Source organism: Leptospira noumeaensis (assembly GCF_004770765.1).
Lineage (GTDB): Bacteria > Spirochaetota > Leptospiria > Leptospirales > Leptospiraceae > Leptospira_A > Leptospira_A noumeaensis.
Genome location: NZ_RQFK01000014.1, coordinates 97,104 through 113,475 on the forward strand (window position 1 = coordinate 97,104; position 16,372 = coordinate 113,475).

Genomic DNA, 16,372 nt, shown 5'->3' on the forward strand with positions numbered 1-16,372 from the left:
TGACTATAAGAGATCCTGCAGAGACCCGAAACGCAAATGTACTGATTCCTCAATGGTTTTCCCCAACTGAGAATAATACTTCCACAACGTTTCTAATTGCGAAGGAACATAGTTTGAAAGTCGAGTGAAAGACATGAGATATTTCCCCACAAGATAATACGAAAGTAACTTTCGATCCATCAATTTTTCATCCGAAGAATAGTATTCTGTAGATTTATGGGTGTCAATTTCTGACAAAGAAAGGATCACAAAAACAGATAAAACGTCAGCAAAAGCAAATTCAACTGACTGCTGTTTTTTTCTGTTTGGTTCGCCGTCCATTGTTACAATGATATCAAACAGTACGTTTTGGATCTGATCAGAAAGTCCAGATTCATTGGTAATTTTCGAAAATTCCTTTTGAAACTTTTCTTTTCCAGGATATAAGGAAGAAATAATAGAACGTTGGATTTCGCTAGTTCCCCCTCCAATGGTGCCTAATTTTACATCTCTATAAAATCGTTCCACAGAGTATTCTTTCATGTACCCATACCCACCAAAAAGTTGGACAGAATCCTTTGCCACATCTTCTGCAATTTCAGAAGAGATGAGTTTTCCCAAACTGCTTTCTAAAGGCGAAGCAATGCCTCGATCTTTTCTTTCTGCAACCCAATAAATCAGCCTTCTTGCTGCTTGGATGTAAACCCAGTTACGAACTAAAATATCACGCATTCCATAAAAGTTAGAAATCGGTTTTCCAAATTGAACTCTTTCATTCGCATAACGAAGCCCTTTACGAAAACAAAATTCCATAGCACCGGCAAGACCCGCTACAAAAACGGTTCTTTCCCATTCTAGGGTTTCTTTTCCAATTCGCATAAACCCAGTATTGATTGGCCCAAGTAAATTTTCTTTGGGGATCACCATATCTTCGAACACTAGTTCGGCGGTCATAGAAGTATGATGCCCTAATTTTTTTAGAACCTTACTTACTTTAAACCCAGGAGTATTATTTTCTACGATAAAGGCAGAAATACCCATTGGCCCTCTTCCTTTTTCAGAAGTCCTAGCCATGACAACAAACACTTGTCCTACGGGGCCATTGGTGATGTACATCTTTGTACCGTTTAATTTCCAACCACCTTCTACTTCTTCTGCTTTTGTCAATAGAGAAGCTGCATCCGATCCAGAAGCTGGTTCTGTCAGTGCAAAACCAGCCATCCATTCCCCAGTAGAAAGTTTCGGAAGGTATTTAGATTTTTGTTCCTTTGTGCCTTGGAAAACAATCGGTATGGTTCCTATGACTAAATGGGCAACCCAAGAGAGCCCCATTCCACCATCTAACGAACCAGATGCGAATGCATCAGTGGCAATAGAACATTGTAAACAACTGGCTCCTTCACCGCCATATTCGGAAGGGATGGTAAGCCCAGTGAGGCCTGCCTTACTAAACTCTTTCCACAATTCGTCTGACCAAATTTCTTTTTCATCACGTTCTTCCGCAGACGGAAACACTTTGTCTTCCGAAAATTGAAATACAGTATTGTAAAAACTTCTTTCCTCCTCATTTAGATAGGGATTCAGTTTCGGGTGTATCATTGGTAAATTCCTTCAATTTGTTTTGAAAATACATCCGAAATGACATTTCGCTTCATTTTCAAAGTTCTTGTCATTTCGACGTCGGGATCAAAGGGACGAGGTACCACATAAAAATTGTTAGCTGGCACTGTTTCGAATCCTTTGAATCCGTTTTCTCTAGATATAATTCGTGAAATCTCAGCTCGGTACAATTCCCGAACTTTTGGATTTGAATTCCATTCTCCAGCTTTTTCCTTGGAAATTCCTGGGATTTTGGATTCTACTGCTTCGAAGTTTGGCACAATGAGTGCGCCGAGAGTTTTTTTATCATGACCCACAACCATCACTTGGTCGATGAAAGGTGAAGTTAAAAGTTTGTCTTCGATTGGGATTGGTTCTACGTTTTCTCCACCTATCAGTGCAATGGTATCTTTGGATCGACCGGCAAACACTAGTTCACCTCTATGAGAAATCATCATCAGATCTCCCGTATCAAAAAATCCTTCGGAATCAAATACAACTTGGTTGAGTTCAGGTCGTTTATAGTAACCTTTTAGAATTTGTTTGGATTTGATCCAGAGTGTTCCTTTGGCACCAACTTCGGTTACAATCTTACCTGTATCATCTTTCAATCGAATTTGATATCCAGCAATGGGAATACCAACTGTTCCTTTGGTGGGTTTGGTATTGGAACGAATGGAAACAACAGCAGAAGTTTCAGTCATTCCATATCCTTCTAGAACTTTGAGTCCAATGGCAGATAAAAATCCATCCACAACACTGGGTAGTGCAGAACCTGCAGAAATACAAATTCGGATTCGACCACCAAGAGCTTTATGTATCGCAGAAAAGATTTTAACACTAATGAGTTTTAATGGAGACAAAAGTAACAAAATAAAAAGTGCATAGGTTCTTTTGATCAGTGAAACCAATATATTTGGTTTTTTGATTTCAAATTCAAAACCAAAACACATCGCATAATAATGAGCCCAAGTGGAACCTAGTTTCAAAAAGAAATGGAATAATTTTTCTTTGAACCCACCTTCTTTGGCAACTTTCGCAATGATTCCATTGTACACAGATTCCCAAATCCTGGGAACAGAAGGAAATATAGTAGGTCTAAAATCTCTTAAATCATCTTTGAGTGATGACATGTTAGAAACTAAAAAATCCAATCCAAGAAAAATCCCTGCATATTCAATGGCTCTTTCAAAAGCATGCCATGGAGGAAGTAAACTCACTGCATTGTCATTGGAATTCATATCCAATCGTGAAATTGTATTTTGAATCGCAGTGATCCAACCTTTTTGGGACAACATCACTCCTTTCGGATTTCCAGTAGTTCCTGAAGTATAAATCAATGTGGCGAGAGAATCCGGATCTGTTTGTTTGATTCTTGATTCTAACGTTTGTTTGCCGATCTGACTCCATTTTTCTTTTCCTTTGGTAGCCAGTGCCAAAATGGAATTTTCACCTTCATACAAATTTCCTTGGTCTGTTTCCAAAATAAAAATTTGTTTTAGATGAGGAAGTTCACCAATTAGGTCATCGATCCGTTTTTTATCCTTTGGTTTTTGCACCACGAGGTATTTGGCTTCTGAGTGGTTTAAAATATAGAGAATCTCTTCTCGAACAATGTCAGTTCCACGGGGCACCACCACGGCACCAGAGACCAAAATGGCCATATCAGTTCGTAGCCAGTTGACAGTGGCATCGCAGAAAAATCCAATCCGGTCTCCCACCTCTACGCCGAGATCGATGAAACCAAGAGTCAAGTGGTCGACAAACTGCTTCAAATCTCCAAAACTGATCCCAGGAAATTCGCTGGCAGAGTTTCGTTTCCGAAAGGAAACTTTATTTGGCAGAGTTTCTGCAACATGAGCTAGGGCTTGGTAGAGGTTTTCGTAGTTTTGGGTCATTGGTTTTTGCCTTTTCGTAAGAAACTTTTACGGAAATGTAGGGTGTATAAAAAACCACTGTTCGTTTTTTGCAAGTTTTTTCTTATTTTTGACAAACTTTTCAGATAGGTAGGGCATAATTATGTTCTTTTGGATTCACGACGGGCGGATTTTACCGACAGCCCCACCCATTCCCTCAGACCGGGTGCATAAAATCCATCCCGGGAGCAAAAGTTCCCCCATTTCGGCTGAAGAGACCGAATCCCAAAACCCGCAATCCTCGTCTTTTTTACACCGTTCCCCCAGAGATGTTTATCAGGAATCGGCTGGGCCTACAGAGAAAACCGTCTACTTTCTCCGCGAAATCATGTCGGCTCCAACTCACACCCTTCCCTCCACCGAAACCATAGCCCGATGTCTGGATTTTATGTTAGAAAAACGGATCCGCCATCTCCCCATCACGGATACTCACGGAACCCTCGTAGGATTTGTATCCGACAGAGACATTTTAGAAAAAAGTAAATCCTATGAAAGGGACTGGCCTGTTTCCGATATCATGACCAAACGAGTATTAGTTGGATCTATGAATTCAGAAATTCGAGGAGTGACGAAAGTTCTTTTGGAAGAAAGAATTGGATGTATTCCTGTCGTAGATGACGATAATCATCCTATTGGTATCGTCACAAGATCGGACTTACTCCGTTTGTTACTTAAGTATCCAAATTTGAACATCATTGTTTAAGGAAATTTATGATCTGGGATTTATTTGTTCTTATCTTTTATTTTATGATCGTTTTTTACTTTGGATTTCATTTTGCGAAAAACACAGAAAAAGAAGAAGACTTTTACTTAGCTAAAAAAGAAATCCATTGGATTTTTCTTTTGTTGTCTCTTGTGGCAACGGAAACTTCCAGTTTAACTTTTTTAAGTATACCTTCATTATCTTTCAAAGGTGATTACCGGTTCTTAGAAATTGCCTTTGGATATTTGATTGGAAGAACAATTGTTGCTTTGTATTTGTTGCCATCTTATTTTTCAGGAAATACCATTTCAGTTTATGAATATATAGGAAACCGATTAGGAAAATCTCCTCAAAAAACCATGTCTTTCGTTTTTACCATCTCTCGTTTGCTCGGTGATGGAATTAGGTTGTACATTAGTTCCTTACCAATTGCTTTTCTATTGGAAAGGATGGGACTTAAACTTTCGCCCGAAGTTTTAGGAATGATTGCCCTCACCACACTCAGCATTGTCACCATCATTTATTCAGTAGTGGGAGGATTTCGAGCCATCGTTTTTACAGATGTACTCCAATGGTTTATTTATATCTTAGGTGGGATTTTTGCTTTGGGACTTCTTGTTTACAAATTAGAAATTCCGCTCCAAGAAGGAATGTCTAAACTCCAAACTTTAGGGAAGTGGAATTTATTTGTATGGGATTACCTAGCCAGTGGTGATAATAGTTATTTTTTCGTCTTTGCTCTGATAGGTGGAGCTTTTATTTCTATTGGTTCTCACGGGACAGACCTTATGCTCGTACAAAGAGTCATTGCTACCAAAAATTTACTCTCTGGTCAAAAGATTCTAATTGGAAGTGGGATTGTTGTGATTCTACAATTCATTCTTTTTCTATTGATTGGATCTCTACTTTATCTTTTTTACCAAGGCCAATCCATCACTCCTGACAAAGTCTTTAGCCAATTCATTGTGAATGAAGTTCCGTCCCCACTTCTCGGAATCCTTGTCGCGGCCATCCTTGCCAGTGCCATGTCGACTCTCAGTTCCACCATCAACTCCCTTTCTCTTACCTGGGCACGTGATTGGGGAATGGACAAATGGTTTTCTCCCAAATCCCTATCCTTATTTTTTGGAGTCACATTATTTGTTTCTAGCCTCATCCCCTACTTTCTCATTCAAACTTGGGAAAAGGGATTATTAGAAATGGGTCTCACCATCTTCTCTTATACACTGGGGCCTTCCATTGCTGTGTTCTTTTTAGCGAAAATAAAAAGAGACCTGCCTGTTTCCGGTGGAGTTTTTTCGGGATTTTTTCTCACAAGTATCTTAACCACTGTGGCCATTGGAGTGGGATTCAAAATTTCCTTTACCCTCCTCATCCCCATCGGTTTTGGAACTTTGATTTTTCTTGTTCAAATTTCTCGATTCTTCTATAAAAAAAATTGACAGAATGACTCCTATTAGTTCGTCTAAAACTTAAGAATGAAATTGTCTGCTAACATCCAGTTGCTCCTCCTCCTCGAACTAGTATAGATCGAGGGAGACAGTGCTGTGTGACAAAGCCCACTCCCATCCGGGAAGCGGGCTTTTTTTATGTTTGCTCCTCCCGGCGTTAGTGGCTGCGGATTCGGAGGAACCATGAAACCAAAACAAATCAAAATCCAAGACGTTACCTTAAGGGACGGAAACCAAGCATTACGAAAACCTTGGACATTAGAGGAAAAAATCGAAGTCTTCGATTTGCTTGTTGCATTGAATGTCGATGGGATCGAAGTGGGATTCCCTTCTTCCAATGAAACAGAGTTTGAGGCAAGTAAAACCTTAGCAAAACGAGCACCTGCTGGTATGCCCATTGCCGGACTTTCTCGTGCCAATGAAACAGAAATCAGTAAAACTTGGGAGGCCATCCAATTTGCTAACAGACCGAGAATGCACATTGTATTTCCTGTAAGTGATTTTTCGATCCGTCATGTTTTGAAAATATCCGAACAAGAAGTTATTAGAAAAATTCATAATTCCGTTTCGTTTGCAAGATCCATTGTAGGACCGGATGTGGAGATTCAATTTTCTGGAGAACATTTTGGTGATGCCATTGAAAACTTTGCGTTCACAAAGGAAGCATTCCTTGCAGCAATCCAAGCGGGTGCAAACATCATTAACTTACCGAACACAGTAGAAAGATACCGCCCCATGGTTTTTGTCAATATGGTGAAAGAGATGAAAGATTTTATTGGAGAACGGGCCAAGGTCTCAGTTCACACTCATAATGATTTGGGAATGGCGACGGCTACGTCCGTAGAATGTGTGTATGTTGGTGCGGAACAAATTGAAGTGGCTCTTAATGGTTTAGGGGAAAGGGCGGGAAATACAAACTTGTATGAAACTGTCATCGCATTACACCAAAATGGCGAAACCTTAGGAATCAATTTCGATAGAATTTATCCAACAGCCAAACGAATTGCAGAGATGACAGGGATTCCCATTGGTGAAAAAACTCCGATCATTGGGGAAGATATTTTTTCACATAGATCGGGAATCCACCAAGATGGAGTTGCGAAGACAATCAAACAAACCAAAGGTGCTTACCGAACTTTTTCTCCTGAATTTGTGGGAAGAAATGATTCAGAAACCATTTCTTTTACTAACCAATCAGGTCATAGAGCCATCCAATTTTTGTTAGAAAAACGAGGAATCAAAGTTCCCGCAGAAGAAATCCACCGTTTGTTTGAAATAGCCAAAACAATCTCATCCAAAGAAAACAACAGAGAAATCACCGAAGCGGAGTTAGTGGATTTAGCGAGCAATTTGACGGTTTCCCTCTGAACAAGAGGGAGTTTCGTCCAGAGAATCTCTAGAGTTATTTCTCGCGAATCATTGACAAATCTTTGTCAATCTGCCATAATTTTGTTTGGTTTTTCCGGAGGTATTATGGCAGAGACTCTCATCAAACAGGCGAGAATTTTTGATGGAAGCACTAATTCATCTTTTGTAGGTGATGTGCGAATCAAAGACGGAATGGTTCAAACGATTTCTAAAACAGAATTGAATCCTAATTCTGGAGAAACCGTAGTTGATGCCAAAGGACTTTGGCTCACACCTGGATTTATAGATTTTCATACTCATTATGATGCAGAGATTGAAATGGCACCAGATCTTTCTGAGTCGGTTCGTCATGGAGTCACAACCATTTCCCTTGGAAGTTGTTCTCTTAGTTTAGCTGTAGGAGATCCGACAGATCTTGCTGATATGTTCAGCCGAGTGGAAGCCATTCCCAGAAAGAATGTGTTATCCATTTTAGAGAGTAAAAAAAATTGGAACTCCGCTACTGAATATAAAAACCATTTAAACAATATGCCACTTGGCCCCAATGTCACATCGTTTGCAGGTCACTCTGCCATCCGCGCTCATGTGATGGGACTTGAACGTTCCTTAACGAAGGGAGAAAATCCCACAAAACAAGAGTTAGAAAAAATGAACCAACATCTAGAAGAAGCACTAGATGCTGGTTTTATGGGTTTATCTATCAATACTTTAGTATGGGATAAAATGGATGGATCAAGATTTAGATCAAGACCTCTTCCTTCCACTTATGCAAAATGGAGCGAATATGAATATCTAAACAAAACCTTAAGAAAAAGAGGAAAAATCTTTCAAGGGGTTCCAAACGTTTCTACCAAAATTAATGTTTTGATGTTTCTCAAAGAAGCCTTTGGTATTTTTCGTAAACCTCTAAAAACCACAGTTATCTCTTTAATGGATGTTAAGTTTGATCCGGGTTTGTACAAACTTCTTAATATCATTGGTCGCATCACAAATACAATCTTTCGATCTGATTTTAAATTCCAAGCCCTTCCTGAACCATTCGATTTGTATGCCGATGGAATGGATGTGGTTGTGTTTGAAGAATTTGCTGCCGGTGCCAAAGCCAATCATATCGAAGATGAGTTGGAAAGAAAACAACTGATGAAAGACCCAAATTACCGCTCTTGGTTCAAACGCCAATGGACAAATTGGTTTTTGCCGCGTGTATTTCATAGAAACTTCAAAGAAACAAAAATTGTGGATGCTCCAGACAAATCGTTAATTGGAAAATCAATTGATGATGTTGCCAAAGAAAAAGGTGTACATTCTGTAACTGCGTTTTTAGATCTTGTATCGGAACATGGAAACAAAGTGCGTTGGTACACAGTGATGGCCAATCATAGAAAAGAACCGTTACAAAAGATAGTCTCTTATCCAGACATTCTTATTGGTTTTTCCGATGCTGGTGCTCACTTACGTGGGATGGCACATTATAACTTTCCCCTTCGGATGTTAAAACTTGTCAGAGATGCGGAACTAGAAAATAAACCTTTTATGAGTATGGAAAGAGCTGTCCACCGACTAACAGGAGAAATTGGAGATTGGTTTGGAATCGATGCGGGTTATATCAAAGAAGGAAAAAGAGCAGACCTCGTTCTTATCGATCCAACAAAACTAGACGACTCACTTGCGAAAGATGTAGAAGCACCCATGCCATTTATGGAAGACTTCAAACGTTGGGTTCGCCGTAACGATGAAACAGTAAAAAAAGTTTTTATCAATGGAAAACTTGCTGTCGACCAAGGAAAACCAGTTCCAAACCTCGGAAAGGAAAAAGGATACGGTAGTTTTCTCGCCTCCACCATCGGCAGATAAAAAATATTTCCAGTCGGATACGAGTGCGAAATTCGTCTAAGTATCCGACATGGAAATTTCTAAAAAATTCATAACATCTCTCGTTTTCCTGGGGCTAACCTTTAGTTTTACCCAGTGTTCCTCTGCCAAAGGAATGAAAAGAGAAAGTCAGAAAGATTTTTCATACGATGAAGCAGAACGTTTTGCTCCATCGGTGGCTGCGGCGCCTAAGGCAACTCCTTCGGCGGAGATTTCACAAAATACATCAAAACCAATTAAACGAATGATGGTGTATTCTGTGAATGTCAATTTACAATCCAAAGAAATTGAATCCAAAGTCACAGAAGTAATCAAACTTGCCGAGTCATTCGGAGGTTATGCACTCCAATACAGTTCGAATGGAAGTGTGAACTTAAAAATTCCTGCAGAAAAACTAAAACAGTTTTTATTTACCTTACGAAACCAATCACAAAATTATTCAGAGGAAGTTTCTGCTCAAGATGTAACAGAAGATTTTACTGATACAGAAATCCGTATGGAGAATGCTCTCAAAATGCGGATCCGACTTTTAGAAATATTAAAAACGGCGAAAACACTGGAAGAAACTTTGAAAGTGGAAGCGGAATTGAACAAAGTATCCGAATCCATCGAGAGATTTGAAGGAAGATTAAAATATCTTTCGAATGCAATCCAACTCTCTTCAGTGCATGTACAAGTTCGCCAAAAATGGGAACCTACCGTACAAAAAGAATACAAACCTGGTCCGCTAGGGTTACCTTTTTATTATCTCTATGTAGGTCTTGGAAAAGTGAAAGATGGAGTTCTTTGGCTTTTTGTCCAAGAAATTCCTAAGGAAAAAACAGAAATCCCTGAATAAAAATCCAATCAAATTGAACCTAGCTTAATTTAACCTAACTTCTATTAAATTAAGCTAATGGTAACGAACAGAACGTATCTCAACTTTAATTTTTGATGATACGTTCTGCGGAAACGATCATTTGTGATTTCATCCTTTCAATCACTTTACGATCTTTGGTTAAAGCATACAACCTGAGCCCACCCAGATAACTCATGTACAATTCATAACTGAGAGCCCTCACTTGGTCAGAACGTAAATTTGGAGCAAAGTTTAAAATACAAGTTTCCACAGTTTCCAAAACATGGTGGACGGCTTTATTTCTATACGAATCAAATTGACTCAAATGAGAAATTTCACCAGAAAATAGGGCAATGGGGCAATCCTTTCTAGAAGTATTCCTTTGGTTCCTAACAATGAAGTTGACCCATTTTTCGATGAAGTCAGACATATCACTGGCTTTGGCTAGAACCTTTAGCATCACAACACGTTGTTGTTCGGAAAGATAATTTAAATATTCAAACCCAATATCATCCTTTGATGGGAAATGATCGTAGAGAGTTTTTTTATAGGCGCCGGCCTTTTCTAAGATCTCGGCAATCCCTGTGGCTTGGAATCCTTTTTCGCGAAACAAAGCAAAGGAACTTTCTAAGATTTTTTGTTTGGGTTTCAAAATAGACACACTCCCGAAATTTCCTTTTATAAAATTTTAATTAGAATCACTTTTAGGATAAGAAAGGACTACATTTCCATTTTTATCTTTGATGAGAGAACGCCAAACCAATTTTCCCTCGATGAGTTCGATCTCCAAGGTTCCGTAGTTTTCGTCCCGAAATGCAGATCCAAGTTTATATTCAGAATCATATTCCAGTTGTAAAAATGGCAAAGGTAAATTTAAAGAACTCGAAGTCACTTCGACGAATTTGCGAGTTTCCGAGAAGGGGTATTCGTATATTTCCGCGATGTGGCGATCCCCAGAAAGAATCACTAAATCAGAAGTTTTGGCTGAATTCAGAATCTGAAACAACCTTTCTCTTTCCTTGGGAAAGTTTCCCCACTTCTCAAACGGTTGTTCGGTGGGAATTACCTGAACGCTGGAAACAAAAATCAGTAAGTCGGAAGGTTGGTTTAATTCCTCCTCTAACCATTTCCATTGTTCTTCCCCAAGCATAGTAGCGTCTTCGTTTGATGTTGGGCCGTATTGGCTTTTTCCCGTGAAATAAGACCAAAACTTTCGTTGCAAAGGAGAACGAAAAAACCGAGTGTCCGGAATCACTACGTGAATTTTTTTCTTTTTGAATTCTAAAAAGTAAGAATGAAAAATTCCGTTACCGTCTGTGGTTCCAAACTTCCTACCTTTTGGCATCAGGGAACCCATTTGGTTGATAAACACTTCGCGGCTCTTTTTTTTATCTTCAAACTCAGCACCACTGTCATTGATTCCATAATCATGGTCATCCCAAGTGGCTAGAATTTTAGATTCAGAACGAATGGTTTTCCATTCTGGTCTGGACAATTGTTTTTTGTAAGCTGGGATTTTTTCTTCGGCGACCAAACTATCGGCATAGATATTGTCACCTAACAAAAGAAGGAGGTTAAAGGACTCTTTTTTCCACTGGGATAAAACTGGACTTTCTTTGTCCTGATGCAAACAAGATCCGAACCCAATCCGCAAACGATTAGAGTCTTTTGCCTCAAGTGAAAAAGGAAATTGGAAAAAAGAAACCAAAAGTAAAAAAAATAAAACGAAGGGAAAAGGTTGTTTCATACAAATTCCAAAAATTGAAAAGAAAAAGATTCTTAGAATTTTTAGGAATGATTTCTCTCCCGTCAATCGGAAATCTCTTAACGCCCTCCCCTATAAAAACCTCTCATATAGGTGCTATCGGGTCTACCCATTGCATTTGAAGATCCGTAGATATTATTTCGCATTACTTCTCTCGAAAACATATTACGATACGTATACAACCGGTGGTATCTCGGATAATCCCACTTTTGAAAAGAAGTATTAAAGAGAACAACTTCTTGGTAATATCCATAATTGACATGTAACCCATAAATATATCCAGTAACAGGCCATTCCTCTGGAAAAAATTCTCCTGCCACTTCCACTTCCGTTTCTTGATACATATCCCTGACAGACCTTCTGTCTCCAATCGAACATGGTTCCATACGACTGGGAACTGGCCCTTCCATTAACACCAAACATTCCGAATTGTATCCATATTTTTCAGCATAAGCCAATTGTTGGTGCGGCCGTAAGTGTTTGGTATCATACAATCCACGAAGCGCCGTTTTTTTATCCAAAGTAGTACACTCGGAAATCCCAACTATCAGTATGGAAATTAGGAACCATATTCCTCTAGTTCTACGAAATGTGAATTTCATGTTAGCATTCTACTCGAATCTAACAGATATGCGATGGGAGGTTTCCGCAATTGCGGAAATTACCTAAAACGAAAAGGAACCGACCTTTATCCAAAACAAAGATACAGCTCCCATCGGTAAAAAATAAGTTATAGTTTTTTTACATTCAGTCGGTATGCACTGATATGTGAAGAAACCGCCAAACCTGAACACTTGTAGTTGTTAGGATCCACTAACCCGGAAGACTGAATGGTATATATTTTTCCCGTTTCTAAAGTCATTTGTTTGTTCACGCCTCCTGAGGAAGAATAAAGTTCCGTATTCCCATCCTTGAAGGCCACGATAAAATCAAACTGCTTCGAATTACAGTTATTAGATGTTAAGGTTTGCCTTCCTGAATTCCCTGAAACTTCATAAGAACCGGTTGTTGTAACAGAAAAAGAACCACTGGCCGCAACCACACTACAAATAGAAATGGAACCTTCACTAAGTTCAAAGGGAGTATTCGCATTTTCATTTGTCAGAAACTGACATGTGGGTGCAGTCAGAGCAGCCAGAACCAAGGCATCTGCCATTTTATCTCCGGTGAGTTTCAACCCAGAAATGAGACCCTCTTCTTTCTCTTCCGCACAACTCCATAAAAGGAGGGAAAGAACAGAAATCAAAATTAACTTATTCAACATCGGTAACCTACTAATTGTTTTTTATGTAGGTAAAAAAATCATTTGCCTGGTTCCATTTTATGAAAATTTTGGGCGCCTCGAGACGACCGCGCTTTCCGCTACAATCTTTTGCTCACGCAAAAGGATTTTCGCTCCAATCGCTGGCGCATGGATTCATTCTGAAAACCCACATTCTATATCCATCTCACAAGCAAATTGACTCGTATAACAGATATTTGAATTCGAACACCTGTGCGGCGAAGGCCCTCTGCAAGTTGAGGTTTCGACAAAGGCATGGCAGGTTCTGTTTAATTTTTCTTCTTCTGTCAGAACAATCATTTTTACCTGAGATTGAATCTTTAATGTTGGGTTAGATTTTAACACCGCACGAATCGGATAAAATCGATATTCATTCCCTGTTGTTTCCGTAGGAATTCCTTTGATTTCTCCAGAGTTTTTATCTAAGTAAATTCCCTCAGGTAAATTTGATTCGGAAACAAATTCAATTTCTCCCAAACTTCTTAAAACCCTCAGCGAATTCTCAGAAAATTTGGGAGCCTCTGGTGTGATGGACATTCCTAACAGAAAGGACATAGACCGAAGCATATAACGAAAGGAACCGAGACAGGGAATGGATATTTGATTGTTACCTGATGGGCTCCCCGAAGGAACAATCTGAAATGGTGAGTCAGAACAAAGAGTCACGGACACTGTAATTTTAGTATTTGTCACTTCCGTAAATTTTAAAAATTTGGAAGCACCTTCACCAAATATTTGTTTTTCGGTGACGTTTTCTAAATTTTTACCTTCGATGGAAAAACTAGAATTTTCCATGACCACACTCGGAGAAACAGAATCAACAGAATACACGCCCGCTGGCCTTAACCCAGGTTCCTCCACTGTTGTTTGGCCTTCTCCCGCGAGTGAAATCAGACCAAGTAAACTCACCATCCATGATCCATCTGAGTTTGGATCCTTGGCCGAACAACTAAGCAAAATAAGAAAAGATGTAACGAACAAACCAATCTTATAAGATAGAAATAGAATTATTTTTTTTGTCATATTGACCACCTCTACAAGAGAGAGGGGTCAAAAATGATAGATCTTGGTTTTAAAACTTAAAGTTTTATTTTATGTTGAATGAATCAATCGCAGGAAGCGGCCATCACTCTTGAAGCTCCGTTATTCGAAGATACTGCCACAAACGTATTTTTTCCAAACGTAATGGATTTCCATGCGATTTGCTCTGGGGCAAGTTGTGCTTTCCAAGTAATTCCATCTGTGGATGTCATAATCCGTTCGGTTCCATCTAAAGACACTGCCACAAAAAGACCATTCCCGTAAGTTACGCCATACCATGAGTTCTGTGCAACAGAACGTGGTGTCCAGGTGATTCCGTCAGAAGATGTCATCACCCGATTGGTTCCAGTAGAAGCAACAGCCACAAAAAGTCCATTTCCATAAGTTATGGAATTCCATTGGATAGCTTGGACATCATTCCGTGCTGTCCAAGTGATCCCGTCAGGGGAAGTAATAACTTTTGCACTCGCTAGAGCCACAAAAAGTCCATTTCCAAATCCAACTTGTGACCAAGGTTCTGTAGCAGGAGGAGTACGACTGGTCCAATTGATTCCGTCGGGAGATGTTATGGCCCTATCTGCACTATTACTAGCAACTGCTACAAACGTACCATTCCCAAAAGTGAGACTTTGTAATATTGGAGTTGGAGAAGTTCTGGTCGTCCATGTTGCTCCGTCAGGAGATGACATCACTTTCTCTGGTGTTGCAGAAGGAGATGTTGTCACAAAAAGACCATTTCCATAAGCAAGCGTAGTATATGACGTAGCTATCGGTGGAGTATGCCCCGTCCAAGTGATTCCATCTGACGAAACCATCACAGGAGTTGTTCCATTTGTAGCAATTGCCACAAAACGATTGTCCCCGTATTTGACTGCTTGCCACGAATTGGCTTCCGCTGGAGTGCGGATGGTCCAACTCAGTGTTTTATTTTGACATGCTAAGTTTTCTCCAGAGCTATTCGCCGATGCACCAAGCAAAAGTAATGCTAGGGAATCATTATTGTCTGACTTCGGTTCACAGCCAATTGCGGAAAAAAGAAACAAACTTGATAAAAGAACAAATAGGGAAAATTTTCTCATTTAAGAACACCAATATAAAAGTTAACGTTCATTATTTGAATATTCTAATGGAGTGTCAAATCGCAAATTTCCATTTAACATAAATTAGGAAAAACGGAAAAGATTCATTTTTTACTTATAAATCTTTGACTGATTTGTCTAAAATTTTGCTACAGATGGCTAAAAAGGCGGGGCTCCCACCTCCTTAACCATTGCCTCAAACGAACGGGTGTTTTCTTAAATGATTTGGATTAAAATCATTCCGAAGGCATAAATTTTTTCCACCAACGTTCCATTAGGTTAGGTTCACGCACTTTGACAATTTGGCCAAATTTGGGTGTGAGTAGGTCAATTTTATAAATCTCGGCTTGTTTCTCTAAAGATTCGGCAGGTTCATACCAACTATGCAAAGACAAATTGAACATCCCCCAGTGGACAGGAACCAGTTTTTTGCCTTTTAAGTCTAGATGTGCTTTTGCCGTTTGTTCTGGCAAAACATGCACCGCCTCCCACATCGGATTGTATTGTCCGTTTTCAATAAAGGTCAGATCAAACGGACCAAATTTGTCTCCAATGTCTTTAAAGTGCACATCGTATCCGGAATCCCCGCTAAAATAAAATCTTTCTTTTTCTCCAATGATTGTCCAAGAAGACCAAAGGGTTTTGTTTCCATTCATCCCTCTCCTTCCCGAAAAATGTTGGGCCGGTGTACAAACAATTTTAAGTTTCCCTAAATTCAAGGTTTGCCACCAATCAAGTTCGGTTAGGCGGTCATCACTCACACCCCATTCTCTCAAATGAGAAATAACTCCCAGAGGTGTGATGAACTTTGTAGATTTGGTTTTGAAAAATTCGATGGTTTTCATATCCAGATGGTCATAATGATCATGTGAAATGATGATATAATCGATGTTTGGTAATTCTTCTAATTTGACCACAGCATCTTGGAAACGTTTTACCATAAAACTGAATGGCGCCGCTGATTCAGAAAACACGGGATCAAAAAATAAAATTTTCCCTTCGATGTTTACAAGAAAGGTGGAATGCCCAAACCATATGAATTTGATACTTTCATCCGGTTTTAAAAATTCAGCAAAGTCTGGTTTTTCTTCTGGTAATTTAAGATCTGGTTTTTGGTGTTTATCTCCACCAAACATAAATTTAAAGAAAAGAGAAAAGAAGTTTTGGTTTCCTCTCATTTTCTCTAAAACATCTGGTCTACGGTTGACAAACTGGTCTCTCTCTTTGTCAAAATGTTTCGATGTTTTTAATTTTTCGTAATGTTCTCCGTCAGGATCTTTCCCGAAGGCCTTACAATCAAATACTGTGATGGCAATAAATAATACCAGTATCAGGGTGATTTTTTTCAAAACGATTCTACCTCTTCTAAGTGCAACTTTCTTTAGACTGAATCCGTCGATGAACTAAAAAAGGAATCCATCTTTTTAGAAAGGCTAGATCCTTTTTCCGGTTGCATTCACCTTACCATCCAATAGGTTG

At 39.3% G+C, this 16,372-nt stretch carries 14 protein-coding genes; 5 read left to right on the forward strand and 9 right to left on the reverse strand.

Features of this window, described 5'->3' with window-relative positions; all coding sequences use genetic code 11:
- Window positions 1–3 precede the first annotated feature (3 nt).
- Window positions 4–1,578: an acyl-CoA dehydrogenase family protein gene (locus tag EHQ24_RS06480; RefSeq protein WP_135600861.1), complete on the reverse strand. Its 1,575-nt coding sequence runs from the start codon at window positions 1,576–1,578 to the stop codon at window positions 4–6.
- Window positions 1,575–3,476: an AMP-dependent synthetase/ligase gene (locus tag EHQ24_RS06485; protein WP_135600862.1), complete on the reverse strand. Its 1,902-nt coding sequence runs from the start codon at window positions 3,474–3,476 to the stop codon at window positions 1,575–1,577. Before EHQ24_RS06485 ends, EHQ24_RS06480 begins: the two co-directional genes overlap by 4 nt.
- 121 nt (window positions 3,477–3,597) lie before the next feature.
- On the opposite strand from EHQ24_RS06485, the gene EHQ24_RS06490 reads away from it, so the two are divergent.
- The 5 genes from EHQ24_RS06490 (at window position 3,598) to EHQ24_RS06510 (ending at window position 9,726) form a co-directional block, all read left to right on the forward strand.
- Window positions 3,598–4,197, forward strand: a complete 600-nt coding sequence (locus tag EHQ24_RS06490) for a CBS domain-containing protein (protein ID WP_135600863.1) — start codon at window positions 3,598–3,600, stop codon at window positions 4,195–4,197.
- An 8-nt stretch (window positions 4,198–4,205) separates the two neighbouring features.
- On the forward strand, window positions 4,206–5,639 hold the full coding sequence (locus tag EHQ24_RS06495; protein ID WP_135600864.1) for a sodium:solute symporter: 1,434 nt from the start codon (window positions 4,206–4,208) through the stop codon (window positions 5,637–5,639).
- A 192-nt stretch (window positions 5,640–5,831) separates the two neighbouring features.
- On the forward strand, window positions 5,832–7,016 hold the full coding sequence (gene leuA2, locus EHQ24_RS06500) for a 2-isopropylmalate synthase LeuA2 (RefSeq protein ID WP_135600865.1): 1,185 nt from the start codon (window positions 5,832–5,834) through the stop codon (window positions 7,014–7,016).
- A gap of 105 nt (window positions 7,017–7,121) precedes the next feature.
- Window positions 7,122–8,870, forward strand: a complete 1,749-nt coding sequence (locus EHQ24_RS06505) for an N-acyl-D-amino-acid deacylase family protein (protein WP_135600866.1) — start codon at window positions 7,122–7,124, stop codon at window positions 8,868–8,870.
- Window positions 8,871–8,919: 49 nt separating this feature from the next.
- Window positions 8,920–9,726: a DUF4349 domain-containing protein gene (locus EHQ24_RS06510; protein ID WP_135600867.1), complete on the forward strand. Its 807-nt coding sequence runs from the start codon at window positions 8,920–8,922 to the stop codon at window positions 9,724–9,726.
- 85 nt (window positions 9,727–9,811) lie between these two features.
- Here the strand turns inward: EHQ24_RS06510 and EHQ24_RS06515 are convergent, their stop codons facing one another.
- From EHQ24_RS06515 to EHQ24_RS06545, 7 genes are all read right to left on the reverse strand, one after another.
- Window positions 9,812–10,378 (reverse strand): TetR/AcrR family transcriptional regulator, encoded by a 567-nt coding sequence (locus tag EHQ24_RS06515; protein WP_135600868.1) that lies wholly within the window; start codon window positions 10,376–10,378, stop codon window positions 9,812–9,814.
- A 36-nt stretch (window positions 10,379–10,414) separates the two neighbouring features.
- Entirely contained in the window at window positions 10,415–11,473 is a 1,059-nt protein-coding gene (locus tag EHQ24_RS06520; RefSeq protein WP_135600869.1) for an alkaline phosphatase D family protein, read from the reverse strand.
- Between the two features lie 77 nt (window positions 11,474–11,550).
- Window positions 11,551–12,093 (reverse strand): hypothetical protein, encoded by a 543-nt coding sequence (locus tag EHQ24_RS06525; RefSeq protein ID WP_135600870.1) that lies wholly within the window; start codon window positions 12,091–12,093, stop codon window positions 11,551–11,553.
- A 128-nt stretch (window positions 12,094–12,221) separates the two neighbouring features.
- On the reverse strand, window positions 12,222–12,755 hold the full coding sequence (locus EHQ24_RS06530; RefSeq protein ID WP_135600871.1) for a hypothetical protein: 534 nt from the start codon (window positions 12,753–12,755) through the stop codon (window positions 12,222–12,224).
- Between the two features lie 153 nt (window positions 12,756–12,908).
- Window positions 12,909–13,796 carry a hypothetical protein gene (locus tag EHQ24_RS06535; RefSeq protein ID WP_135600872.1) on the reverse strand — a complete coding sequence of 296 codons (888 nt, stop codon included), beginning with the start codon at window positions 13,794–13,796 and terminating at the stop codon, window positions 12,909–12,911.
- A gap of 83 nt (window positions 13,797–13,879) precedes the next feature.
- Window positions 13,880–14,893, reverse strand: a complete 1,014-nt coding sequence (locus EHQ24_RS06540) for a DUF6242 domain-containing protein (RefSeq protein ID WP_135600873.1) — start codon at window positions 14,891–14,893, stop codon at window positions 13,880–13,882.
- 236 nt (window positions 14,894–15,129) lie between these two features.
- A complete protein-coding gene (locus EHQ24_RS06545; RefSeq protein ID WP_135600874.1) occupies window positions 15,130–16,242 on the reverse strand; it encodes an MBL fold metallo-hydrolase in 1,113 nt (370 codons plus the stop codon).
- Window positions 16,243–16,372: the final 130 nt, after the last annotated feature.